This is a genomic window from Humibacter soli (assembly GCF_054779035.1).
In genome coordinates, this window is record NZ_BAAGYX010000001.1 from 2623919 (window position 1) to 2647101 (window position 23183).

Annotated in this window: 18 protein-coding genes; 10 read left to right on the forward strand and 8 right to left on the reverse strand. The window is 68.4% G+C overall.

What is annotated here, in order from left to right:
• Positions 1-7: 7 nt before the first annotated feature.
• Positions 8-1441, reverse strand: a complete 1434-nt coding sequence (locus tag ACYVDN_RS12140) for an MFS transporter (protein WP_460571772.1) — start codon at positions 1439-1441, stop codon at positions 8-10.
• 136 nt (positions 1442-1577) lie between these two features.
• Between ACYVDN_RS12140 and ACYVDN_RS12145 the strand changes: the two genes are divergently transcribed.
• A complete protein-coding gene (locus tag ACYVDN_RS12145) occupies positions 1578-2048 on the forward strand; it encodes a MarR family winged helix-turn-helix transcriptional regulator (protein ID WP_460571774.1) in 471 nt (156 codons plus the stop codon).
• A gap of 32 nt (positions 2049-2080) precedes the next feature.
• Here ACYVDN_RS12145 and ACYVDN_RS12150 read toward each other — a convergent pair whose 3' ends face one another.
• Genes ACYVDN_RS12150 through ACYVDN_RS12165 form a run of 4 tightly spaced genes read right to left on the reverse strand, consistent with a single transcriptional unit; the run spans position 2081 to position 5648 of the window.
• The gene (locus tag ACYVDN_RS12150; protein ID WP_460571776.1) at positions 2081-3007 is read right to left on the reverse strand and encodes an SDR family NAD(P)-dependent oxidoreductase; all 927 of its coding nucleotides are present in this window, start codon (positions 3005-3007) and stop codon (positions 2081-2083) included.
• A gap of 16 nt (positions 3008-3023) precedes the next feature.
• A complete protein-coding gene (locus ACYVDN_RS12155; RefSeq protein ID WP_460571778.1) occupies positions 3024-3350 on the reverse strand; it encodes a chorismate mutase family protein in 327 nt (108 codons plus the stop codon).
• Positions 3351-3367: 17 nt separating this feature from the next.
• Positions 3368-4375: a lactonase family protein gene (locus tag ACYVDN_RS12160; RefSeq protein ID WP_460571780.1), complete on the reverse strand. Its 1008-nt coding sequence runs from the start codon at positions 4373-4375 to the stop codon at positions 3368-3370.
• A 4-nt stretch (positions 4376-4379) separates the two neighbouring features.
• Positions 4380-5648, reverse strand: coding sequence for a citrate synthase (locus ACYVDN_RS12165; RefSeq protein ID WP_460571782.1), 1269 nt, complete (start codon positions 5646-5648; stop codon positions 4380-4382).
• 62 nt (positions 5649-5710) lie between these two features.
• Here ACYVDN_RS12165 and ACYVDN_RS12170 point away from each other — a divergent pair, with 62 nt between their 5' ends.
• Positions 5711-6859, forward strand: a complete 1149-nt coding sequence (locus ACYVDN_RS12170) for a citrate synthase family protein (protein ID WP_460571784.1) — start codon at positions 5711-5713, stop codon at positions 6857-6859.
• Positions 6860-6868: 9 nt separating this feature from the next.
• Here the strand turns inward: ACYVDN_RS12170 and ACYVDN_RS12175 are convergent, their stop codons facing one another.
• The 3 genes from ACYVDN_RS12175 to ACYVDN_RS12185 all read right to left on the reverse strand — a co-directional run bounded on the left by ACYVDN_RS12175 (position 6869) and on the right by ACYVDN_RS12185 (position 10136).
• Positions 6869-7690 (reverse strand): phosphatase PAP2 family protein, encoded by an 822-nt coding sequence (locus ACYVDN_RS12175; RefSeq protein WP_460571786.1) that lies wholly within the window; start codon positions 7688-7690, stop codon positions 6869-6871.
• A 43-nt stretch (positions 7691-7733) separates the two neighbouring features.
• Positions 7734-9020, reverse strand: coding sequence for an adenylosuccinate synthetase (locus tag ACYVDN_RS12180; RefSeq protein WP_460571788.1), 1287 nt, complete (start codon positions 9018-9020; stop codon positions 7734-7736).
• Positions 9021-9329: 309 nt separating this feature from the next.
• Complete coding sequence (locus ACYVDN_RS12185) at positions 9330-10136, reverse strand: methyltransferase domain-containing protein (RefSeq protein WP_460571790.1); 807 nt, start codon at positions 10134-10136, stop codon at positions 9330-9332.
• A 434-nt stretch (positions 10137-10570) separates the two neighbouring features.
• Here ACYVDN_RS12185 and ACYVDN_RS12190 point away from each other — a divergent pair, with 434 nt between their 5' ends.
• The 8 genes from ACYVDN_RS12190 (at position 10571) to ACYVDN_RS12225 (ending at position 23177) form a co-directional block, all read left to right on the forward strand.
• Positions 10571-10909 (forward strand): YciI family protein, encoded by a 339-nt coding sequence (locus tag ACYVDN_RS12190; RefSeq protein WP_460571792.1) that lies wholly within the window; start codon positions 10571-10573, stop codon positions 10907-10909.
• A gap of 160 nt (positions 10910-11069) precedes the next feature.
• The gene (gene cydD / locus ACYVDN_RS12195; RefSeq protein WP_460571794.1) at positions 11070-12902 is read left to right on the forward strand and encodes an ABC transporter ATP-binding protein/permease; all 1833 of its coding nucleotides are present in this window, start codon (positions 11070-11072) and stop codon (positions 12900-12902) included.
• A complete protein-coding gene (locus tag ACYVDN_RS12200) occupies positions 12899-14791 on the forward strand; it encodes an amino acid ABC transporter ATP-binding/permease protein (protein ID WP_460571796.1) in 1893 nt (630 codons plus the stop codon). The genes cydD and ACYVDN_RS12200 overlap by 4 nt, the downstream gene beginning before the upstream one ends.
• Positions 14792-15091: 300 nt before the next feature.
• Positions 15092-16501: a cytochrome ubiquinol oxidase subunit I gene (locus tag ACYVDN_RS12205; protein WP_460571798.1), complete on the forward strand. Its 1410-nt coding sequence runs from the start codon at positions 15092-15094 to the stop codon at positions 16499-16501.
• A 13-nt stretch (positions 16502-16514) separates the two neighbouring features.
• A complete protein-coding gene (gene cydB, locus ACYVDN_RS12210) occupies positions 16515-17570 on the forward strand; it encodes a cytochrome d ubiquinol oxidase subunit II (protein WP_460571800.1) in 1056 nt (351 codons plus the stop codon).
• 39 nt (positions 17571-17609) lie between these two features.
• Complete coding sequence (locus ACYVDN_RS12215) at positions 17610-19163, forward strand: GMC family oxidoreductase (protein ID WP_460571802.1); 1554 nt, start codon at positions 17610-17612, stop codon at positions 19161-19163.
• Between the two features lie 52 nt (positions 19164-19215).
• Positions 19216-20460 carry an MFS transporter gene (locus ACYVDN_RS12220; protein WP_460571804.1) on the forward strand — a complete coding sequence of 415 codons (1245 nt, stop codon included), beginning with the start codon at positions 19216-19218 and terminating at the stop codon, positions 20458-20460.
• Positions 20457-23177: a glucosidase family protein gene (locus ACYVDN_RS12225; RefSeq protein ID WP_460571806.1), complete on the forward strand. Its 2721-nt coding sequence runs from the start codon at positions 20457-20459 to the stop codon at positions 23175-23177. Before ACYVDN_RS12220 ends, ACYVDN_RS12225 begins: the two co-directional genes overlap by 4 nt.
• The last annotated feature ends 6 nt before the right edge of the window (positions 23178-23183 follow it).

The following is a 23183-nucleotide window of genomic DNA, read 5'->3' on the forward strand; positions in this document are numbered from 1 at the left end:
CGGCGCCTCACCAGCTGCCCCGCTGATCCGGCACCATCAGGATCAGCGGCATGACGGCAAGCAGAAGTCCGGCCAGCACGATGAAGGAGATGGCGAGAGCCATCCCCTGGTCGGCGCTTCGCGCGAGCACCGCCGTCACGATCGACACTGAGATGATGCCGCCGGTCTGACGGAACATGCCGCGCAGGCCGGCGATCGCTGAGATGTTCTCGGGCGCGAGGTGCATGGTCGCGTTGTTGGCGGCGGGCATCGCGAGCCCCATTCCGATGCCGGTGATCGCTCCCGCGACGGAGAGCCACCAGTACGGCGATGCCCCCTGCGGAACGAGACTGAGGCCGAGGAGCCCGATGATCACGATGGAGAAGCCGAGGACCATCGGCTTGCGGTAGCCGGTGCGCCGCAACGCCATGGTGGCGAGGCCGGCGACCAGAACCATGCCGATCGCCCTCGCCGTGAGCAGGGTGCCTGCCTGCAGCACCGGGATTCCGAAGCGGTCCTCCGCATAGAGCGGTACGAGCGCACCGAAGCCGAGCGCCGCCGATCCGAGAATGAGGTTGATCGTGTTCATCACGCCGAAGCCGCGACCGTAGAGGAGCCGCAACGGGATGAACGGCGCCACCGCATACTTCGCGTGCAGCACGAACCCGACACCGGCGGCGAGCGCGATGACCTCTGGCACGATGAAGCCCGCGCTGAGCATCGAGGTGCCCTTGTCACCGAGATAGGTGACGCCGAGCATCGCTCCGAGAAGCAGTACGGCCATCAGGCCGACGCCGACGAAGTCGAGGCGTCCGCCCTTCCGCTCGATCCCCCGCGGAATGAAGATGAGGCCGAGGATGATCAGCGCGATGCCGATCGGAACGTTGACGAGGAAGATGCCTCGCCACGACCACGTCACGACGAAGATGCCGCCGAGCACGGGGCCGACGATGCCGCCGATCGGGAAGATGCTCGAGAACATGCCGAGCGCCCTGTCCCGGTCGCGGCCGAAGTGGTCGGAGACGATTCCGCTCGCCGACGGCATGAAGGCGCCGCCTCCGATGGCCTGAACGGCCCGAAGGGCGACGAGCACGTAGATGTTCCCAGCCAGGCCGCAGCACAGGGAGGACACCGTGAACAGCACCGCGGCGATGAGGAAGACGCGCTTGCGGCCGTACATGTCGGCGAGCTTGCCCGCCAGCGGCATGATCAGAATCTGTCCAAGGGCGTAGATGGTGATGATCCAGCCGCTCCACTCGATGCCTGCGTGCAGCTCGTGTTGGATCGTCGAGAGCGCTGTCGCGACGATGGTGCCGTCGACGGCTGCCATGAAGAGGGCCATCGCGACGATCGCGAAGATGAGCCCGCGATTGTGAGTGCGCTCCTCTGTCACGACCCCCCGCGGCTCGCCGACGTGAACGGGCGCGACCTCCGGCGGTGCGTCCGAACGTTCACGAGTCATGTGGTGGGCCGCCTTGGTGACGAGAATGGATCGAATGGTCGACCCACCCGAGTATATGCTTGCCGGCAAGCAATTACTGACGCCGCCGACCGATACCCTCGACTAGCGACCCATCGACACGAAAAGGGAAGACAGCATGGATGTCGACGCCACGGCACGGCTCCGCGGAGTCGTCAACCGCCTGTCGCGCCAGTTCAACGCGTCGGCGCGACACGAGGGATTGACGCCGACCCAGGCATCCGTGCTGAGCCTGATCGCCTTCCGTGAGCCGATGTCGCTGACGGATGTCGCGACCCTCGAGGGCCTGAACCCCACGATGGTCTCCCGTGTGATCGGCCACCTCGACGAGCTCGGACTCATCGAACGACAGCCGAGCCGCACCGATCTGCGGGTCACGCTCGTACGCCTGACGACAGAGGGCCGCGAGACCCACGAGCGCGTGAAGCAGCAGAAGGGTCAGGTGATCGCCGACGGTCTCGAGCGTCTCGACGACGCCCAGAGGGCCGCGATCATCGAGGTGCTGCCCGCGCTCGAGGCGCTCTCCGGAGCCCTCCCTCCGCCCACTCGTGGTGGCACGGCTGACGACGCCCGCCCCACCGCGGGTTGAGGAGCACCCCGAAGCGGCGCGTCTCGAAACCCTCACACGGTGAAGATTGCTCCCGTCGCCTCCTGGGCGAACTCCCACACCCGGCGCGCGACCTCTGGATCGCTCGACACCCGGCTCGGATCCTGCCGTGCCGGCTCGCCTTTGACCCGCCACCGTGGCCCCCAGTAGGAGCCGCCGACGGCATCCCTTCGTGTCGCCGCCGCGAGCACCGGCCGGGCTCCGTCCTGCTTGCTCTGCGTGAACGGAGCCTGCAGCGAGTCGACGAAGACGGTTCCTCGGCTCGGCTCGTTCACACCGGGAACGCGCGGGGTGCGTCCGCTGATCGAGTAGCCGGGATGCACAACGATGCTTCGCGCCGAGAGCTCGGCGGCGCGCATCCTGCGATCCAGCTCGAACCCGATCGACTCCAGCACGATCTTCGACTGCGCGTACGCCCGCCACGGCGTGTAGTTGTGCTCCAACTGAAGGTCGTCGAGCAGAAGCGTGCTGAGGCGCGTGGCCATGCTGCCGAGACTCACGACGCGTGCACCAGGCGAGCGTCGCAACACCGGCATGATGCCGGCCAGCAGCGCGAAATACCCCAGCACGTTCGTGCCGAGCACGAGCTCGTCTCCGTCGACGGTGGTCTCACGGGTTCGGGGCGGATGCACTGCGCCGGCGTTCGCGACGACGATGTCGACGTGCTCGCGGGCGGCGAGGTTCGCAACAGCCTCAGCGACGCTGGCACGGCTGGACGTGTCGAGCAGCAGCACCTCGGTGGATGCGGTCACACCGTCGGCTGCCGAGCGGGCGCGGATGGCGCGTGCTGCGTCATCCGCTCGCTCCGGGTGGCGGCACGCGAGCACGACATGTGCGCCTGCGGCGGCCAGCCCGACGGCGGTGAAGAAGCCGATGCCGGAGTTCGCGCCGGTGACCACGGCGGTCTTGCCCCTCTGGTCACGCAGACGCGCTGAGCTCATGGGTCGACCGCGCCGGTCAGTCTGTCGCGGGTGCTGCGCCGGCCCGCACGTGGTGATGGATCACCTCGGCGACCACGAAGTTGAACCACTTCTCGGCGAACTCGGGGTCGAGGTGGCTCTCGACCGCGATGGCACGCAGTCGCTTGATCTGCTCGCGCTCCCGGTCGGGATCCGCGGCAGGCAGTCCGTGCTCGGCCTTCAGCCCGCCGACCTGCTGCGTGAACTTGAAGCGTTCGGCGAGCAGGTGGATCAGCGCCGCGTCGATGTTGTCGATGCTCTCGCGGATGCCGTGAAGCGTCTCGATCGCGCGCGTGCGGTCATCCTGCTGGTCGTTCTCGGGCATGTGACGAGGTTATCCGGTCAGGCCACGGGCACGAGGCACGTCGGCGACCCGGTGCCGACGGTGGTCTCCAGGACGGGCATCCCGTCCATCAGCCTGAAGACGGCGATGTCTTCGCTGAGCTGGTTGGCCACGTACAGTCTGTCGCCGACCTGCAGGTGGTGACGTGGCCAGTTGCCACCGCAGTCGACCGCCGCAACGACCGTCGGACGCGTGCCGCCATCCGCGATCTCGAGCACGCCGATGACGTTGGCGCCGCGCACCGTCACATGCAGATGGCTCCCGCCGTCGAAGGAGATGTGGGCTCCCGCGTGGCCGTTGCGCTCGTACGGCACGATCGCGGGCACGACATCCGTCAGCGCCAGGGTCTGTGCATCGAGAACGGCGACCTCGATCGAGTGCTCGGTGATCACGTAGACCTGGCCATCCGGGTGCAGCGCCAGGTGCCGCGGGCCGCTGCCGAACGGCAGCACGGTTTCGGAGACCGGCACGAGCGTCGCACCCTCTGCGCGCCAGATGCGCACGGTGTCGTGTCCGAGGTCGGTCGTCAGTACGCGCCCGTCCGGCAGGAACAGCGAGGTGTGCGCCCTGCTGCGGCGCGGTTCCTCGGCGATTTCGCGGTAGGGATCGACGGATGCCTGGGCTTCCGTTCGCGCGACGATCGCCCCCTCCTCGTCGAGCTCGTACACCAGCACGCGCCCGTCGCCCCAGCAGGTCGCGACCGCGAAGGCCCCGTCGGGCGCCACGGAGACGTGGCAGACGGCCTCGCCTGCCGGATGGGCGTCGCCGAGCGGCTCCAAGTCCCCGGCGGACGTGAGCCGGAAGGCGGCGATGCGTCCGGCGAACTCCTCGACCGCGTAGACGACGGGGAGCGTCGGGTGCGTTGCGACGAACGACGGCGAGTCGACCGTCGCGGCGGTGCGCACCGCGGTGATCCCGCCGTCGTCGACGAGTGAGACGCGGCCGATGCCACGGCCGTGACCGCCTGAGTCCCCCGTGTACGTGCCGAGCCAGAGCGATGAGGTCATCCCTCTAGTCTGGCAGCGGACCGACGTAGTGACCCCTCGGACGTAGCCGAAGCGGGCGACGACCGTATTCGTCGAGCGCGTGCGCGATCCATCCGACCATGCGGGATACGGCGAAGATCGCGACTCCGGCGTCGGAGGGCAGCCCGGTCGCGAGCACCAGCGCGGCCAATGCCAGATCGACGTTCGGATGCCGACCGGTGTGCCCGACGACCTCGGCAGCGAGATCGTCGACTGCTGCGGCGACCGGTTGCCAGCCCGGGAGCTCGGCGATGAGGGGAAGGAGCGCCCGAGCTCGGGCATCCGTGCCGCTGTAGAGGGGCTGTCCGAACCCGGGGGCCGCGCGGCCGGTGCGTGCGACGGTCTGGGCGACGGCGGTGCGGGCATCCGTGCCGTCGAGCACCAGGCCGATCAGTTCGGCCGCGGCGACGCTCGCGTTGCCGTGCAGTGCGGAGTCCAGCGCGCCGAGTCCGCTCGACACGGCGGCGTAGGGGGTGGCGCGGGCGCTGGCGGCTGCTCGGACCGCCAGCGTCGAGACCGCGAGGTCGTGGTCGACGAGCAGCACGAGCGCGGCGTTCAGGGCGTGCAGTTCTGCGGCGTCGGCGTCCCGCGCCTGAAGCGCGCTCCACAGCCGGTCGGCGATGGTCGATCCTTCGCCCGCGGTGCGTACAGCGGCTTCCGTCCCTCCGCCGAGCACGTCCACGACGCCGGCGATCAGGCGAACGCCCGCCGCGCGCACGGCATCCGGGTCGAGGTCGTGTCGGGTGGCATCCGCTGCTCCGAGCATCGGCACGGAGGCCTGGATGCGGTCGAGGTGCGTCGCAGCGGCGGGGAGGAACGCGAGGGCTGGTGCGGCAGAGCTGACGGCATCCGGGTCGGCGACGAAGCTGGATGCCCGTTGCTGCGCCTGCTGCGGCACCGGCCCGCGCTCGTCATCCCACAGCCACCGTGCGACGGATTCGAACGACGCCGACCTCGCGAGGGTCTCCGCCGGCACGCCGCGGAAGTAGAGCTCGTCGTCCTCGATCAGGGCGATGTCGGTGTCGAGCACCATGAGCGGCGCACCCTGAGCAGTCCGCCCGTCGGGCCTCGGCGTTGCACGGGCTCGGCGGCCGCTCGCGAATTCCTCGATCTCGAGGGGATCGAAGCTGGATCCGTTGGCGTCCCGCTCGCGACCCAGAAGCCCGCGGGAGACATAGGCGTAGAGGGTCTGCTGCTTCACCCCGAGCCGAGCCGCAGCCTGTGCCGCTGTCAGTCGCGGAAGTGCGTCATCCATCTCACCATCATATTGATCCAATCAACGTTGACGAATCGGTGATCAAGTCTCACCCTGAAGTCATGACCACCATCAGCCCCACTCTGGATGCACCGCGCGGCCTCGCCGGAGTTGTCGTCGCGGAGACGTCCGTCGGCGACGTGCTCGGCACTGAGGGCCGCTACCACTACCGCGGTCACGACGCGATCGAGCTCGCCCGCGCAGGCGACTTCGAGCGCGCCTGGCAGCTTCTCGTGCTCGGCACACTGCCCGACGCGGATGCCGCCGCCGCGTTCCGCGCGCGCATCGCGCCTTTGAGGCGGCTCCCCTCCGCCGTCCAGGAGCTCGTCGGCACAACTGCCGCCACCGCGATCGCCGGTGGCACCGCGCTCGATCCCCTCCGTGGGTTGCAGGCGACCCTGCCCGTGCTGGCCGCAGCACGCGGATCCCGGCCGATCTACGACCTGAACGAGGATGAGCGGGTCGAGGAGGCACTCGCGATCGCAGCGGCCGCTCCGGGCATCCTCGCCGCCTTCCCTCGCGCGCGAGCAGGACTCGACCCCGTCGTGCGGCAGCCGCGGGATGACCTCGGCGTCGTGGCCGACTACCTGCTGCAGGTGACGGGGCGGGAGCCGGATGCCCGGGCCATCCGCGCCCTCAGCGCCTACCTCATCGCCACGCTCGACCACGGGTTCAACGCGTCGACGTTCACCGCGCGCGTGATCGCCTCGACCGGGGCTGACCTGGCATCCTGCGTCGTCGGTGCGCTCGGTGCGCTCTCGGGCCCGCTGCACGGCGGTGCGCCGAGCCGGGCTCTGGAGGCGTTGGATGCCGTCGGCGCGCCAGAGCGCATCGAGCCGTTCATCCGCGGCGAGTTGTCCGCCGGCCGACGCCTGATGGGCTTCGGCCACGCGGTCTACCGCACCGTCGACCCGCGCTCACTCCTGCTCAGACAGGTGGCGCTCGAGTTCGGTGGCCAGAGGGTGGAGCTCGCCATCGAGTACGAGCAGACCGCTGAGCGACTGCTGAACGAGTACAAGCCGGGCCGCGACCTGCACACCAATGTGGAGTTCTACGCTGCCGTCGTGCTCGAGCAGTGCGGCATCCCTCGCAAGCTGTTCACGCCGACCTTCGCCATGGCGCGCATCGTCGGCTGGAGTGCGCACGTGCTGGAACAGGCGCGCGACCCGAAGATCATCCGACCGTCGTCGCGGTACGTGTCGGCCGCCTGACTCAGCCGATCACGACACGTTGCGGAACAGCCGATTCCCGGCCGCCGCGAAACCGCTTCCGATCGCGAGGATGGCCGCGCTGCCGCCGATGTAGGCGATCTCCTGGTGGCTGCCGTGCTGCTGCACAGCCTGGTAGACGAAGACGAAAGCCACGAGCGACACGAAGGCAGAGGCTCCACTGATCCACCAGAGGGCTGTCAGCGATCGCGCGGCTCGTGTCGCGGCAGGGACGTGCCAGAGCACGAGGGTCGCACCTGCGAGACATCCGCACACGCCGACGAGCATGAACCCGGCAACCACGTCGCTGGGCCGGTGCCACTGGTTGATGACGGCCATGATGCCGGTGAGCACCGCGAATCCGCCGCCCAGCACGGCAGCGAGCGGGCGCCACCTCGGCGTCGAGACGAGGAACACCGCGAGGCCTGCTGCGGCGGCCACGGTGGCGTGACCGGATGGGAACGAGTTGTTGAAGACATCCGTCGCACCGGTCTGCGCCCTGCTCAGGAACACGTACTTCGACAGTTCGGCGAAGCCGAGCGCGACCACTGCGGATGCCAGTGCCACCACGATGTGCTTCGGGCGACGCGTGATTCCGCCGATGAGGAGCGTCAGGATGAGACCGCCGCCGATCGCCACGTATGCGACGTTTCCGAGGAACGCGCCGGAGAGCCTGACGATGAGCGCGTGCTGGTCGGCTGCGCCGTTGAAGGCGCGCTCGTCGACGATCTGGCCCACGTAGGTGCGCACGAAGAAGAGGTAGGTGACGACGAACGCAGCAGCCAGCACGATGGCCGCCACCACGAAGCCACGTGTCCGAACCGTTGCCGTCACCGGTCTACCGTTTCATCTCCCGCCTGTGGAGATGCGCAAAGGTTCAGTTCAGCAGGTCGTGACGGACCACGATGGCGTCGCGGGCGGGGCCGACACCGATCGCGGAGAACCGTGCGCCCGACATCCGCTCGAGCGCCAGCACATAGTCCTGCGCGGTCGCCGGCAGGTCGTCGAAGGACCGGGCGCCCTGGATGTCCTCGCTCCATCCGGGGAACTCCTCGTAGATCGGCACCGCGTGGTGGAAGTCGGACTGCGACGACGGCACCTCGTCGAACCGCACGCCGTCCACGTCGTAGGCGACGCAGACCGGGATGCGCTCGAGGCCCGTGAGCGTGTCGAGCTTGGTGAGCACGAAGTCGGTGACGCCGTTGATGCGGCTCGCGTAACGGGCGATCGGTGCGTCGTACCAGCCCGTGCGGCGGGGACGTCCGGTGGTGGTGCCGAACTCGGCTCCGCGCTGACGCAGCCACTCGCCCTGCTCGTCGTCGAGCTCGGTCGGGAACGGGCCTGCGCCGACACGTGTCGTGTACGCCTTGACGATCGCGATCACGCGGTCGATGCGGTTCGGCCCCACGCCGGAGCCCGTGGCCGCGCCTCCGGCGGTCGATGAGGATGACGTGACGAACGGATACGTGCCGTGGTCGACATCCAGCATCGTCGCCTGTCCAGCCTCGAACAGCACCTGCTTGCCCTCGTCGAGGGCCCTGTTGAGCAGAAGCGAGGTGTCGGCGACCATCGGACGCACTCGCTCGGCGTACGAGAGCAGGTCATCGACGATCTCGTCCACCGTGATCGCGCGGCGGTTGTAGACCTTCACGAGCAGGTGGTTCTTCTGGTCGAGCGCACCCTCGACCTTCTGGCGCAGGATGCCCTCGTCGAAGAGATCCTGCACGCGGATGCCCACCCGGTTGATCTTGTCTGCGTAGGTCGGCCCGATGCCGCGCCCTGTGGTGCCGATCTGCCGCTTGCCGAGGAAGCGCTCCGTCACCTTGTCGAGCGTGCGGTGGTACTGCGTGATGATGTGCGCGTTCGACGAGATGACGAGGCGTGAGACATCCACACCGCGGGCGACCAGTCCGTCGAGCTCTTCGCACAGCACCTCGAGGTCGACGACCACGCCGTTGCCGATCACCGGGATGACCCCATCGGTCAGGATGCCCGACGGCAGTAGGTGCAATGCGTACTTCTCGTCACCGATGACGACCGTGTGGCCCGCATTGTTGCCGCCGTTGAACTTGACGACGTAGTCGATGCGGCCGCCGAGAAGGTCGGTTGCCTTGCCTTTGCCCTCGTCACCCCACTGGGCGCCGACGATCACACTTGCGGGCATTGCAGCTCCTTGTTTATCTGGCGCCGGTCCGCGCTGTCTGGCGCGCCGGTCCCCGCCCGGCGCGCCGCGGTCGGCAGACCATGTGGCCGGGTTCGGCGACGTACACGCCGCCGCCTCGCAGAGCGGGTTGCGTTCACGACGCCGCGACTTGTCCAGCCTATCGGCGCACCGGCGCCAACCCCAGCCGCACCCGCGCACCCAGCCCTCGCGTAACCAGCCGCTGCGCGCCCACCCGCCGCGCACCCAGCGACCGCGCACCCAGCCGCCGTGCACCCAGCCACCGCGCACCCAGTCGCCCCACGATGGCCGTCAGCGAGCCTCGGTCCCACTGGAACGCGCCACACCGGCACGCGCCACGCCGACGAGTGCTGAGGCGGGCAAGCTGAGGTCGCCCCATCCCGTGCGGGCGCCGTACGCTCCGCGCATCGCTCGGCGACCGGACTCGTCCTGGTGCCGATACGTGGCACCGATGTTCGCGATTCCGGCCTCGACGCCTCGCCAGAGATCTGCCGCACTGATCGTGAAGTCCCACGACGGCTCATCCACTCGCACGTCCGCGAGCCCCGCCTCGGCGAGCAGCGCGCCGAGGCCGTCCCTGCTTCGCTCGAAGTCGTCTTGTGCCGGCAGCCGTGTGCCCGTGGGCACAACGGCGCCTGAATCCCGGATCACATCACCCCAGAGCCCGTTCATCGGGCTCACCGGTACGGCCGGCCAGATCGCGACAATCACGACCGCGCCCGCCTTCGCTACCCGGGCCAGCTCTCGCACGGCAGCCCGCGGCTTGAGCGTGTGGTTCACCACGAAGTTCGCCACCACGAGGTCGAACTCGCCGTCCACGAACGGCAGCGAGGGCAGCGCACCCTCGACAAACCTCGACCCCCGGTGTGCGCCCGATGCGAAGCCCACCATGCCTTCGTCGGCATCCACACCGATGGTGTCGAATCCCGCAGCGTCCAGCGCCGCGGCCACTGTGCCGATTCCCGTGCCGACGTCGAGCGCCTTCCCGCCCGTGGGCACGACAGTCGCAGCGTCGATGATCGCCGGGACCGTCCCGCTGCACAGCCGCCCGAACGACGCGGCGTATGCCGGCGCCATGCCTGCCCAGTCCGTCGCCATCGGGCCACCCTATCGAGCGGTCGCCCGCCCCTCCCGTGACTCGCCCTCCCACGACCCGCCCTCCGGACCAGGGCAGGAGGCGCCGCACCATCTGCGCCGATCGCTCCGGCGCCTTCGCGGCGATCACGCGACGAGGTCATACCGGGCCCTGCCACCTAGACGCGGCGTTCGGGATGGGTCGAGCCAAGCAGGCGGAATGAACCACACCTTCGCCCTGCTGCTGAACCCCGAGCCACCGCGCTCTCCATGTCGGCGGGAGTCTTTGCCCCCGCGTTCGTCCTCACCCCACCCGCCCCGGACCACCAAGCCGTCGCCACTTGTGGTGGATTCGTGGGTGGCCACCCCTCAACAACTGGCGATCACTTTGCACCTGGTGGGGTGCATGGCGACCCCGACGCCTTGCCCGCGCGCATCCCCGAGACGACGATGGAGCCATGACCAAGTACCTCATCTCCTTCCCCAGCGAGGCCATGGTGCTCACCGAAGAGGAGTTTCCGGTCGTCGCCGCAGAATCCCACGCAGTGATCGAGGAGGCCAAGGCAGCCGGCGTCTACGTCTTCGGCGGCGGAATCGAAGAGTCCGTCGACCCCGTTCTGGTGCACGCAGACGGCACCGTCAGCTCCGAGACCTACCCCGGCAGCACGATCAAGGGCGGATTCACCGTGCTCGAGCTACCCGACCGCGCCTCGGCCGAGGAATGGGCTCGCAAGATCGCCGCTTCGTGCCGCTGCGCTCAGGAGCTCCGGGAGTTCATGTACGACCCGGCGAGCTGACTCGCGTCGCGCCATCCACCTCGCGCCCTCATGGGGCATCCACCGCCCGATACGCGTCGTGGTCACCTGATTGCGTCCACAGGCGCCGCCGAATCGAATTCGTTCACATCGAGTGCCTCGCACATCACGCACCGCGCGTCACTCAGGCAGGATCGGGTGCATGGACGAGACGGATGACGCAGCAAAGGCAGCTCCGCGTCGTTCCGTGTCCGGCCCGATCGACCGCAGACTCCTGAGGTACAGCAGAGCGACCCGTGGCTTCTTCATACGCTCGGGCGTGCTGGTAGTCGTTCAGACCGCTGTCGTCATCGGCTTCGCCTGGTTGCTCACCCGTGCGCTCGTTTCCGCGATCCACGGGGCGCCGCTCGGCGACATCCTCCCGCTGATCGCGTTGGCAATGGTGCTCGTGACTGCGCGCGGATGCCTCATCGTCGTTTCCGAACGGATGTCGGCGCAGGGTGCAGCGCGCGCCTCGCTACAGCTGAGATCTGCTCTCGTCGCCGCGATCGAGAAACTCGGGCCAGGATGGCTGGCCCAGCGCAGCGCAGCCTCGATGGCCGTCACCGCCGGACACGGCCTCGAGGCGCTCGACGCCTACTTCGGCCGATACCTCCCGCAACTGGTGGCGACGGCGATCGCTACGCCGCTGCTCGTCCTCACCATCCTGATCTTGGACCCGATCTCCGGCATCACCGTCATCGTGACGATGCCGTTGATCCCGATCTTCATGGTGCTCATCGGACTTGCCACCCGCGCCGTGCAGCGCAGGCAATACGCCACACTCGGACGGCTCGCCACCCGGTTCGCCGACACCGTCGGAGGACTCGGCACCCTGAAGATCTTCGGCAGGCAGCACCGCGCCGCCGACTCGATCGAGCGGGTCACTGCCTCCTACAAACGCGAGACGATGACCGTGCTGCGGGTGTCGTTCCTCTCCGGCTTCGCGCTGGAGTTCCTCGCAAGCATCTCGGTCGCCATAGTGGCCGTCACCATCGGGTTCCGGCTCCTCGCCGGGGAGATGCCGCTCGAGGTCGGCCTCGTCGTGCTGCTGCTCGCTCCTGAGGCGTATCTGCCCGTGCGGCAGGTCGGTGCGCAGTTCCATGCCGCGTCCGAGGGTGTCGCCGCTACCGAGGAGATCTTCGCCGTTCTGGATGCCGCCGCAGACATTCCACCCACCTCTTCGACTCTCGACCCCCTCGCCCCGCCCAACGTCGCGGAGCCCGGCCCAGCGGAGCCCGGCCCAGCGGACTCCGACACGGCGGTGCCGATCCTCGAGACGAGAGAGTTGCACATACCGCGGGGTGCCATCACGATCGGGCCGGTCGATCTCGCCATCCGATCGGGTGAGATCGTGCTTCTCGAAGGACCGAGCGGCGCGGGAAAGTCGAGCGTCATCGACGCGCTCCTCGGCTTCGCAGACCACGACGGAAGCATCCTCGTCGACGGCGCCCCCGCGGCCGACGCTCGCAGCGCAATGGCCTGGGCGGGGCAGCGTCCGGGACTGCTGTCCGGCTCTGTGCGCGACAACGTCACCATCGGCGGCCACGAGCCGAACGACGCCTTGGCCGTCGCGTGCCTTGCCGCGGCACAGGCATCTGAGATCGACGCATCCGTTGAGGTCGGCACAGGCGGGGCCGGCCTCTCCGGCGGGCAGGCTCAGCGAGTCGCGGTCGCGAGGGCGCTCTACCGGCTCCGAAGCGCACGGGCGCGCGTCCTCGTGCTCGACGAGCCGACGAGCGCACTGGACGCCGCCACCGAGACCGCACTGTGGAATACGCTCCGCGCCGAAGCGGATGCCGGAGCCGGCGTTCTGCTCATCTCGCACCGCACCTCCGCGCGGGCCATCGCCGACCGCGTGGTCCGCCTCGATCCCGCGACCCGCACGCGGCGCGATCCAGACATCCACACTCCGATCGATCCCGCCGAATACCTCGGGATCGACGACCCCAACTCAGCCGCGGTCCACGGCACGTCCGAACGGGAGCCAGCATGAGCACCCCGAGGACGAGCGTCGTAGCTGCCGGCACGGACCGGGCAGGGCGTGCTAGCGCGTCACGTGCGGAGGTGCGCGACATCCTGCGCTCCGCGCAGCCCCCCGCGCGCAAGTTCGTATGGGCCGTGCTCGCCGGACTCGGCACGGCGGGCAGCGCCATCGCACTGCTGGCCGCGAGCGCCTGGCTCATCGTGCGAGCGTCGGAGCAACCAGAGCTCATCTACCTCTCCGTCGCGGTCGTCTCTGTGCGCGCCTTCGCCATCGGCCGTGGAGTGTTCCGCTATCTCGAACGACTCTCCGGCCACGACGCCGCACTCGGCCGACTTGCGACCGTGCGGGCCGGCCTCGTTCGCCGTCTCGTGCCGCTCGCGCCTGACGGACTCGGCCGCACCAAGCGTGGCGCGCTGCTCTCCAACCTCGTCGACGACGTCGACGAGTTGCAGAATCTTCCGCTTCGGGTCGTACAGCCGTTGGTCGTCGCTGGGCTCGCGGCGCTCGGGAGCATCGTCTTCGTGGCGTTCCTCTCCGTGCCGGCCGCCGTGGCGCTCGCCGTCTGCCTCATCGCCGCTTTCGCGCTGGCCGTCTGGCTCGGTTGGGCTTCCGGAGCGCGCGCCGAGCGCGCCCTCGCGCCTCTGCGTTCACGGTTGACCGACGCACTCCTTGATGAGTTGACGGGGCTCGAGGTGCTCACCGCGTACGACGCGACGGATGCCGCCGCCGACCGTGTGCGACGGGCAGACGAAGCCCTGCGTCAGGCCACCGTGCGGCGCGCCACCGCCCAGGGTCTGACGATGGGTGCGGTGTCGCTGCTCGCGGGAGCGGCATCTCTCGCCGCGCTCGCCGTCGCCATGCCCGGCCTCGTCATCGGCGGTTCGGGCACCGTCGGATTCACCGGGCCCGAGCTCGCCGTCGTCGTACTGCTGCCGATGGCGGTCTTCGAGGTGTTCGGACCCGTGCCGCTCGCACTCGCGTCCTGGCGGCAAGTGCGCGGCGCCGCGCAGCGCATCGCGGAGACGGTCCCCACCACCGTCCCCGCTGAGCTTCCACGGGAGACGATGTCGCCAACGGGCATCGGCCCGGCGCTGGGGTCCGGCATCGTGCTCAGGGGCATGTCGGCACAGTGGCCGGCACGAAAGGGCGCCGAGGACGACACAGCGGGAACCGCCGCCGTGACCGCCGGCACTATCGCCGTGACGTCCCGCGACTCCGCCGGCACCGGCACCAACACCAACACCAACACCAACACCAACACCAACACCGCCGATGCTCCGCTCGACGCGGACGCGGGGCGCCTCATCGACGTCGACCTGGCCATCGCGCCCGGCGAGCGCGTGCTCGTCACCGGGCCGACCGGCGCGGGCAAGACGACGCTGGCACACGCGCTCGTGCGCTTCCTCGAGCACGACGGCACGTACGAGATCGGCGGTGTGGAAACCAGATCCCTCGCGTCCGACGACGTAAGGCGCACGGTAGGCCTGTGCGAGCAGACGCCGTATCTCTTCGATGAGTCCATCCGGCAGAACCTGCTCTTCGCGCACGACACCGCCTCGGACGACGACCTGCTGCGCACGCTCGACCGCGTCGGACTCGCCGAATGGGCGCAGGAACGCGGCGGACTCGACGCGCGCGTCGGCGAGCGCGGCCGGCTCGTCTCCGGCGGCCAAGCACAGCGCATCGCGCTCGCCCGCGCCCTGCTCGCGGAATTCCCTGTCCTCGTCCTCGACGAGCCGACCGCCGGCGTCGACCCCGCGGCATCGGACGCCCTGCTCGCGGATCTGCTCGGCGCCGTCCCCACCGACCGCGCGATCGTGCTCATCTCGCATGTCGACGTGCGGCGCGACCTCGTCGACCGTGAGGTACGAATCGAGTCCGGCCGCCTCATCGGATAGCGAACCGACGCCCAGAAGCCACTCGCCCCAGCCCAGAAGCCGCCCACCCCCAGCCCAGAAGCCACTCGCCCCAGCCCAGAGGCCGCTCGCTTTCGGCCGAGGAGCCGCTCAGCCTCAGCCCAGAATCCGCGCAATCTCAGCCGAGACGCGCTCCGTCTCGGCCACCGAACATTCACCTTTTGTGAATGAAGCCGCCGCGGAGGCCGCCAGTAGCGTTGAATCCACGCGCCGATACCCAGCGGGGTGCCGGCCGCAGGAGTTCGCGGGGGACGCGGGCGTGCACTAGAGGTGGGGCGACGCATGAGCGATCTAGACCTGGCGCGGATGCAGTTCGCATTCACGAGCATTTATCACTTCTTCTTCGTGCCCATGACGATCGGCATGGCCATCCTCGTCGCCATCCTCCACACGAGGTGGCACCGCAAGGGCACTCCCGAGCTGAAGCGCGTGCTGCGCTTCTTCGGCGGCCTCATGCTCATCTCCGTCGCGGTCGGCGTGGTCACCGGCCTCGTGCAGGAGTTCGAGTTCGGCACCAACTGGTCGCAGTACTCCCGCTTCGTCGGCGACGTCTTCGGTGCGCCGTTGGCCATGGAAGGTCTCGTCGCCTTCTTCCTGGAGTCCACATTCCTCGGCCTCTGGCTCTTCGGCTTCGGCGTGCTGCCGCGAGGCCTGCACCTGCTGACCGCCTGGATGGTCCCGGTCGGCGCGTGCCTCTCCGCCGTGTTCATCATCGCCGCCAACTCCTGGATGCAGAACCCGACCGGCTACACCGTCAACTCGCAGACCGGCCGCGCAGAGCTCACCTCGATCGGCGCCCTGTTCACGAACCCCGTCTTCATCTGGGGCTACATCCACGTCATCCTGGCCGCCCTGATCTTCGGCGGGTGCCTGATGCTCGCGGTCTCCGCATGGCACCTGCGCAAGAAGCGGAACGTCGCCGAATTCACGTCGACGGCGAAGCTGGCCATCGTGATCGTCTTCATCGCGGCACTCGTGCAGTTCCCGGTCGGCGGACGCCTGGGCATCAACGAGACCACCTACCAACCGATGAAGATCGCGGCGGCAGAGGCCAACTGGACGACCTGCCAGCCCTGCTCGTTCTCCGTGCTTCAGATCGGCGGTTGGACGGCCAGCGACCCGCCGACCAAGATCATCGAGATCCCGCACCTGCTCTCGGTGCTCGCCACCGGCACCTGGAACGGCAAGGTGCAGGGCCTCACTCCGCTCAACGAGCAGTACAACCAGCAGTTCGGCCAAGGCGACTACATCCCGCCGGTCGCGATCCAATACTGGTCGATGCGCGTCATGGCGTACGGCGGCACGCTGCTCGCGATCTTCGGCGCATGGGGCCTCTTCCTGATGTGGCGGCGCAAGCTTCCGTCAGCCCGGGTGTTCCTCTGGATCTCCAGCTGGGTGATGGTCACGCCGTTCTTCATAGCCACCGCCGGATGGCTGCTCACCGAGAACGGCCGCCAACCGTGGATCGTGCAAGGTCTGATGCTGACCAAGAACGGGCTATCGGGGTCGGGGTCGGCGGCGCAGATCATAGCGAGCCTGATCATCCTCGGCGTGCTCTACCTGTCCATCGGGATCGTCGCGACGGTGCTGATGATCCGCCACGCTCGGCGCGGCATCCCGGATGAACCAGCCGAGTCCTCGCCAGACGACCAGGACCGATCGAGCGACGCGACGCCGTCGCTGACGTACTGAGAGGAGCCGGCTCATGGTGCTTCCAACGCTGTGGTTCGTCATCGTCGCCTTCTTCTGGACCGGCTTCTTCGTTCTCGAAGGGTTCGACTTCGGCGTCGGCGCCCTGCACAAGATCATCGGCAGGAATGACATCGAGCGCCGCGTCGTGATCAACACGATCGGACCGGTCTGGGACGGCAACGAGGTCTGGCTCATCGTGGCCGCCGCCTCGATGTTCGCCGCCTTCCCCGGCTGGTACGCGACCTGGCTCTCTGCGCTGTACCTCGCGGTCTTCCTGCTGCTCGCCGCCCTCATCCTGCGCGGCGTCTCGTTCGAGTTCCGCAACAAGTTCCAGGGCGCCGGATGGCGCGCGACCTGGAGCTGGACGCTCACGATCGGCTCGATCTTCGCCCCTCTGCTCATCGGGCTGGGCCTCGGCGACCTGCTCGCCGGTCTGCCCGTCAATGTGAACGGCGACTTCACCGGCTCGTTCGCCGACCTGCTCACCCCGTTCGGCATCGTGCTCGGCATCACGCTCGTCGTGCTGTGCCTGCTGCACGGCGCCGCCTTCCTCACCCTGCGCACCACCGACACCGTGCTCTCTCGAGCACGCCGCGCCATGAGAGTCCTCGTCATTCCTGCGGCCGTGCTCGCCGTCGTCGTCGCGGTCTGGACGGTGGTGCTCGCGCCGAACGGCTTCTGGGGCATCCTGGCCGCCGCCCTTCCGATCCTCGGCGCGATCATCGCCTGCTTCACGGGCCTCACCGGCAAGGCGTCTCGCCTCGCGTTCATCGCGACGACCGTCATGATCGGCGGCACCATGGTGACCCTCTTCGCTCACCTCTACCCGAACCTGCTCGTCTCCACGACCGACTCTGCGGCGACCCTGACGGTCACGAACTCGTCGTCGAGCCACTACTCGCTGCAGGTCATGAGCATCGCAGCGCTCATCATGGTGCCCATCGTCATCGCGTACCAGGTGTGGAGCTACATCGTCTTCCGCCGTCGGGTCACGGCGCCCGCGGTCACCGTCCCGTCGGAGAGCACGGCCCCCGCCGCGACCCTCCCGTCGGAGAGCAGCTCGGCGTAGGCCGCTTCGATCCCTCATCCCGCTAGGAAAGGCATCCGCATGAACAACGAGTACGACGTCATCATCATCGGTTCCGGAGCGGGCGGAGGCACGCTCGCCCACCGGCTGGCGCCATCCGGCAAGCGCATCCTCATTCTCGAGAGAGGCGACTGGCTGCCCCGCGAGACGCAGAACTGGGATGCCACAGAGGTGTTCGTGCGCAACAGGTACGTCTCGAAGGACACCTGGTACGACGAAAAGGGCAAGGCCTTCCAGCCTCAGGTGCACTACAACGTGGGCGGGGCGACCAAACTCTACGGCGCCGCACTGTACCGGCTGCGCGCTGAGGACTTCGGCGAGCTGAAGCACTACGACGGCATCTCGCCCGCCTGGCCGCTCCCGTACGACGCGTTCGAGCCGTACTACACGCAGGCCGAGGAGCTCTACCAGGTGCACGGCGTTCGAGGCGAGGACCCGACTGAGCCGCCGACCAGCGCGCCGTACCCGTGGCCTGCTGTGTCGAACGAGCCGCGCATCCAGCAGCTCTTCGACGACCTCACGAGCTCGGGCCTTCGCCCGTTCCACGCACCGGCGGGCGTCATGCTCAACGAGGCCGACATGGCCTTCGGCGGGTGCATCCGCTGCGCGACCTGCGACGGGTTCCCGTGCCTCGTGCACGCCAAGTCAGACGCAGAGGTCGTCGCCGTTCGCCCAGCGATCGAGCACCCGAACGTGACGCTCGTGCGCAAGGCGGAGGTCACGCGACTCGTGACGGATGACGCAGGAAGCGTCGTCACCGAGGTCGTCGCCACCGTCGACGGCGAGGAGCAGCACTTCGCCGGCTCGATCGTCGTCGTGTCGGCGGGCGCAGCGAACACCGCGAAGCTTCTGCTGCGCAGCGCGAACGACAAGCACCCGAACGGGCTTGCGAACGGCTCCGACCAGGTCGGCCGCAACTACATGTTCCACAACAGCATCGCCTTCCTCGCCATCTCGAAGGAGCGCAACGACACGCGCTTCCAGAAGACGCTCGCCGTGAACGACTACTACTTCGGCGACGACGAGTTCCCGTACCCGATGGGCAACATCCAGATGGTCGGCAAGAGCTCGGCCCCGATGTACCGAGGGGAGAAGCCGATCGAGACGAAGCTGGCTCCGACCTTCGCCCTCACCGAGCTGGCGACCCACGCCGTCGACTTCTGGCTGTCGACGGAGGACCTGCCGCTGCCCGACAACCGGGTGACGCTCGCCGACGACGGCAACATCACGCTGAGCTACACGCAGAACAACCGCAAGCCGCTCGACGAGCTGTACCACCGCATCAAGCACCGCCTCAACCACCTCGGTTTCGACGAGCACAACATCGTCGAGCGCAACGCGTACATGAAGAACGAGGTGCCGATCGCTGGATGCGCGCACCAGGCCGGCACCGCACGGTTCGGCACCGACCCCGCGACGTCCGTGCTCGACACGAACTGCAAGGCGCACGAGCTCGACAACCTGTACGTCGTCGACACGAGCTTCTTCCCGTCGATCGGCGCGGTCAACCCGGCGCTCACCGCCGCCGCGAACGCTCTCCGCGTCGGCGATCACCTGCTGGAGCGACTGGGTTGAGATGAGTGCAGGGTTGAGATGAACACTGGGCTGACATGGACGCTGGGCTGACATGAGCGACGCCACGGTACACGCGGGAAGGGGGGCGCGCGGCGCCTCCCCTCTCGTGTACGGCGCTGGGCTCGCGCAGGGACTCGCGCTGGTCTGCTTCCCCGCCGCAGCATCCGTGCTCACCTCGTCGAGCGGCTACGCCCTCTCGGCGACGCAGTACGGCTTCATGTTCGCCCCGCAGGTCATCCTCGCGATCACGGCTGCCGCGCTGACGCCCGTGCTCGCCCGCACGTGGTCGCTGCAGCGCGTCTTCGGCATCGGTCTGGTCGCCAACCTGCTCGCCATGCTCCTCCTGGTCGTCAGCCTCTGGCCGGCGCCGTCGACCCTCGCCTACGTCATCCTGTTGTTCGCGACAGGATGCCTGGGCATCGGGTTCGGCGCGTGCGTGTCGTCGCTCAACCAGTTCGCCGCGGCGCTCCGGCCCGGACGTGAGGACCGCAGCGTTCTCACGCTGAACGTCATGCTCGGCCTTGGAACGGCGCTCGCACCCGTTCTGATCGCCATCCTGCTGCCGGACTGGTGGATCCTTCCCCTCCTCGTCTCGGCGGCGCTCGTCGTCGCGCTCGTGGCGACCTGGTGCATCCGGCTCGACCCCGGCTCGCCGGCCCCGACGGCATCGCAGGCAACGGCGGGCGCACGTCGCCCGCCTCTGCCGGCCCGCTTCTGGTGGTACGTCGCGGCGGTCGTGCTCTACGGCGTCTGCGAGACCCTGTTCGGCAACTGGTCGAGCCTCTACCTCTCCGGCGAGCGTCAGCTCCCGGTCGCGACCGCATCTGCCGCCCTTGCCGCGTTCTGGGCGTTCGTCACCATCGGCCGTGTCATCGTCGCGCTACTTCCTGCGCGCGTCCCGTCGTGGGCCGTCTACATCCTGCTGCCCTTCCTGATCGCCCTCTCGAGTCTCGCCGTGGCTTCGGCGAGCGCTCCCACCGCCGCCGTGCTCGCCTATGCCGCCGCCGGCCTCGCCTGCTCGGCGATGCTCCCGCTCTCGGTGAGCTTCGCCGAGCGTGAGTTCGCCCGCTGGGGATCGACCTCGTCGGGCGAACTCATCGCCGGATACCAGGTGGGCTACGGCATCGCCGCGTTCGGAGTGGCGCCGCTCACCGCCGCGACCGGCATGACCATCGGCTCCGTGTACGTGGTCGGTGCAGGCGTCGGGGTGCTGCTCGCCGCCACCGCGATCACCATCTCCCGCGGACGCGCCATACGCTTCACTCCCTCCGTCGCCACCAGTCCCAAGGAGTCATGACCATGCCGAAGATCCCTCCCTCCCACAGCTCTGCCGCGCGCACCGCAGAAGGCATCCGCCTCGCGGAGGCCGCCGAAGCCCAGTGGCGCGACTGGGGGCCCTACCTCTCCGAGCGCGCGTGGGGAACCGTGCGCGAGGACTACAGCACAGACGGCAACGCGTGGGACTACTTCCCCCACGACCATGCCCGCTCGCGCACGTACCGCTGGAACGAAGACGGTATGGCCGGCTTCTGCGACGACGGTCAGTCGTGGTGCCTCTCGCTCGCGCTCTGGAATGGCGTCGACCCCATTCTCAAGGAGCGGATGTTCGGCCTGACCGGCCCGCAGGGAAACCACGGCGAAGATGTCAAGGAGTACTGGTGGTACCTCGACGGCACCCCGACGCACTCCTGGAACACGTGGCGCTACCACTACCCGCAGGGCGCTTTCCCCTACGAGAACCTCGTCGAGGAGAACGCTCGCAGGGGCAAGCTCGACCCAGAGTACGAGCTGGTCGACACCGGCGCCTTCGCCGACAACCGGTACTGGGTCGCGACGGTGGACTACGCCAAGGCCGGCCCGCACGACCTGCTGATGAACATCACGGTGGAGAACGCGGGGCCCGAGGAGGCGACCATCCACGTGCTGCCCACGCTCTGGTACCGCAACACCTGGTCGTGGGGCAATCCGGGCAACGACGGCAAGCCGGTGCTCCGTGCCGACGGCGGCCGGGTCAAGGGGCAGAGCCCGCGGTCGGGATCGCTCGTATTCAGTGGTGAGGGCGACCCCGAGTTGTTGTTCTGCGACAACGAGACCAACACGTCGCGTCTCTACGGCGATGACGACTCACCCGAGTTCCCCAAGGACGGCATCAACGACCACATCGTGCAGGGTGCGCAGACCGTCAACCCCGAGCAGACGGGCACCAAGGCCGCCCTCCACTACACGCTGACGGTCCCCGCCGGCGGATCGGCGCGCGTGCGGGTACGCCTGGTCGGCGTCGATTCACCCTCCGACGACGAGCCAGAAGACTCGACGCCTGACGAGGCGATCGTCACCGCCGAGTACGACGACATCCTCAAGCTGCGCCGAACAGAGGCCGACGCGTTCTACAGCGCGACGATCCCGGCCGGCCGGCGCTCAGAGGAATACCGGGTCGCACGGCAGGCGTTCGCCGGCCTGCTCTGGGGCAAGCAGTTCTACCACTACGACGTCGCGCGCTGGCTGGAGGGCGACCCCGGCTACCCGCCGCCGCCGGCGGGACGCGGACGCATCCGCAACGGCAGCTGGACCAACCTCGACAGCCACGACGTCATTCTCATGCCGGACCCGTGGGAGTACCCATGGTTCGCTGCATGGGACCTCGCGTTCCACTGCGTCACCCTCGCCCACATCGATCCCGAGTTCGCGAAGGACCAGCTCATCCTGCTGCTGCGCGAGTGGTACATGCACCCGAACGGCCAGCTGCCCGCCTACGAGTGGAACTTCTCCGACGTCAACCCGCCGGTGCACGCATGGGCCGCAGTGCGGGTCTTCGAGATCGACGGCCGGTCGGACTTCAAGTTCTTGGAGCGGGTGTTCAACAAGCTGCTGCTCAACTTCACCTGGTGGGTCAACAGCAAGGACAAGGAGAGCGACAACCTGTTCGAGGGCGGCTTCATGGGCCTCGACAACATCTCGCCGCTCGACCGCTCGACGCTGTCCCCGGATGTCGGATATCTCGAGCAAGCCGACTCGACGGGCTGGATGGCGATGTACGCCCTCGACCTGCTCGACATCGCCCTCCGGCTCGCGATGCACGACAACGCGTACGAAGACATCGCGACGAAGTTCTTGCAGCACTTCACCACCATCGCCACCGCCGCGAACGCGGGCATCATGTGGGATGACGAGGATGCGTTCTACTACGACGTCTTCCACCGCTCGGACGGCGTCGACATCCCCGTCAAGGTGAAATCCCTGGTGGGTCTCGTTCCGCTGCGGGCGGCGCTCGCCTACGACGTGGAGGGCGTCGCAGAGGCTCTGCCCGACTTCAGGGCACGAGGTCTGTGGTGGCTGTCGAACCACCCGGAGGACGCGCACCTGTTCCACACGCGCGACATCGATGGCGTACGGCACCGCTTGCTCGCCCTCGTGCCACCGGAGCGGCTGGAGCGACTTCTCGGCAACCTCTTCGACGAGTCGGGGCTGCTCGGGCCTTACGGCATCCGGGCCATCTCGGCGTGGCACCGGGAGCACCCGTTCTCGATGCAGGTCGGATCGAACATCGCCACCGTCGACTACGAGCCTGCGGAGTCCACCACAGACCTCTTCGGCGGCAACTCCAACTGGCGCGGGCCGGTGTGGATGCCCCTGAACGTGCTGCTCGTCGAGGCGCTGCGCGACTACGACAAGCTGTCGCCGGGCGAGTTCGCCACCGACTACCCTGCCGGGTCCGGGAACAGGCAGACGCTCGCGGCGTCGGCGGATGACATCGCTCGGCGGCTCGTCTCGATCTTCCTCCCAGGGGAAGACGGGCGCCGTCCGGTGCACGGCTGGTACGACCTGCTCGCGACGGACCCCCGGTGGAAGGACAACCTGCCGTTCCACGAGTACTTCCACGGCGACACGGGCATGGGCCTGGGAGCCGAACACCAGACGGGATGGACGGCCCTGGTCGCCCACCTCATCATGACCACCCCTACGGCCGCGAAGGCGGCCAAGGCGGCACAGAAGAAGACCGGTAAGAAGAAATGAACAGGA